Annotated in this window: 1 protein-coding gene; it reads left to right on the top strand. The window is 56.6% G+C overall.

The window, feature by feature from the left end; genetic code table 11:
- The first annotated feature begins 214 nt into the window (after nt 1-214).
- The gene (locus tag RR842_RS02395) at nt 215-1,759 is read left to right on the top strand and encodes a flavocytochrome c (RefSeq protein WP_332522578.1); all 1,545 of its coding nucleotides are present in this window, start codon (nt 215-217) and stop codon (nt 1,757-1,759) included.
- Nucleotides 1,760-1,849: the final 90 nt, after the last annotated feature.

Raw genomic sequence — 1,849 nt, 5'->3', positions numbered from 1 at the left:
TCCCGCCATTAACCCGAACATCAGCATCAGTGGTCTAAACATGGAGCGCTCCCCCAAAATGCCGCATTTTTTGGCGTATCCGAGAGGGCGGTTCTTGCCATACTGCGAGCACGGTCGGGAGAGTCGTGAACATTCGCAAAGCAGACGGCGATCGAAAGCGATTTTCTGAAACGTCGATAGGGCGACGGAAGTAGAACTAAGGGAGTGAGCGATTATGGGTGAAGCAGGCAATCTGTCACGGAGGAACTTTATCAAGAATGGTGCAGTCGCAGGAGCAGGCTTGATGGGGCTTGCGGCGCTTGCGGGCTGTTCGAAGGCGAGCGCTGGCCAAGGCGCGGCGGTTTCTTGGGATGAAGAGACCGATGTGATCGTCGTAGGCAGCGGTTACGCGGGATTTGCTGCTGCTATTGCTGCGTTCGAGGGCGGCGCAGAAGTACGCATCATCGACAAGCGGGACAGCGATGGAGGAAACTCGATAAAGGCCGACGGCGATTTTGCAGTCTGCTGTTCTTCTCCTCAGGCTGATCAAGGGATAAAAGACTCCGTCGACGATTACGTGCACGATATGCTTGTTGCCGGACTTGATCTCAACGATGTGGAGAAGTGCCGGGTCATTGCCGAGAAGTCAAATGAAACGTGGGAGTGGGTGAGCGGCCTTGGCGTCCAGTGGGTCAAAAATGATCAGGGGAAGATCGACTTGCTTCCCTACGGCGGGCATTCCAATTACCGCACTATGAAACCCGAAGGGGCTGGTCAGGCTATCGTCGGGGTATTGCGAGACAAGGCGACCGAATTAGGCCTCAAGGTTGAATGCCGGACGCTGCTCAAGGAATTGGTGCGGGATGAAAATGGCCGTGTTCTCGGTATTGTTGTCCAAAAAGGCATAAATGAGACAACGCTGACAGGTGGCAAGAGCGTTGCCATAAAAGCTAAAAAAGCGGTGGTGCTGGCAACAGGAGGATTCAGCGGCGATGTTGCTTGGAGAATGAAGCATGATCCTAAGCTCGACGAGAACTTGGAGAGTACGAACCGGTTCGGGGCCACGAGCGAGGCGTTGCAGGTGGCGATGCGATCCGGTGCTTTGACGGTGCACCTCGATTGGATACAGTTGGGCCCGTGGTGCAGCCCCGATGATGGTGGCTTCGGCCTTGCCTGGACCTACATCGATGCCGGATTCCCCCGCGGTGTGGTGGTTGCCCGTCAGACGGGCAAGCGCTTCGTGAGCGAGTTGACTGACAGAAAGCGCTATTGCGATGCGATCATCGCAAACGGCGAACCTTCGATTCAGATTGTAGACCAGCGCAACCTTCCTACCTGGGCGCTGGAGTACCTGGATCAGTGCATCGAGGTTGGCTGCACCTGGCGGATCGACAGTATCGAAGAGATCGCCCAGAAGTTCGATATTCCCCTCGAGCCGCTCAAGGAGGAAATTGCCCGCTACAACACCTTCGTCGAGAACAAGGTCGACGAAGACTTTGGAAAGAAAATACCCGCGAATGCCCTTCCCGTAGCTGAGCCGCCGTATTGCGTGACGCGTGTCTGGCCGAAGGTCCACCACACCATGGGCGGTGTAAAAACCGATGCCGAGAACCGGGTGATCGATGTGTCCCTCAATCCTATCGAAGGGCTGTATGCAGCAGGCGAGGTGGCGGGCGGTATCCACGGGGCATGTCGCTTGGGTTCCTGCGCAACTGCCGACTGCCTGATCAACGGTCGTCTTGCCGGCCAGAATGCAGCTGCATCGGAGAGCTGGAGCTAGCGAGGAAGTCGGAAAGCTGGCGCAGTCTCTTGTGAGATGGGCGTGTGCTGACGATGATGTCCCTTCTCCGCCAGGGCACTTCCTCTGCGA

The organism is Gordonibacter sp. (assembly GCF_036667095.1).
Classification (GTDB): Bacteria; Actinomycetota; Coriobacteriia; order Coriobacteriales; family Eggerthellaceae; genus Gordonibacter.
The sequence above is the reverse complement of the archived record's forward strand: the minus strand, read 5'-3'. Positions and strand labels throughout refer to the sequence as shown.

Coding starts and splice junctions, on each gene's coding strand:
- RR842_RS02395 (WP_332522578.1), top strand. CDS start 215: ATGGGTGAAGCAGGCAATCTGTCACGGAGGAACTTTATCAAGAATGGT.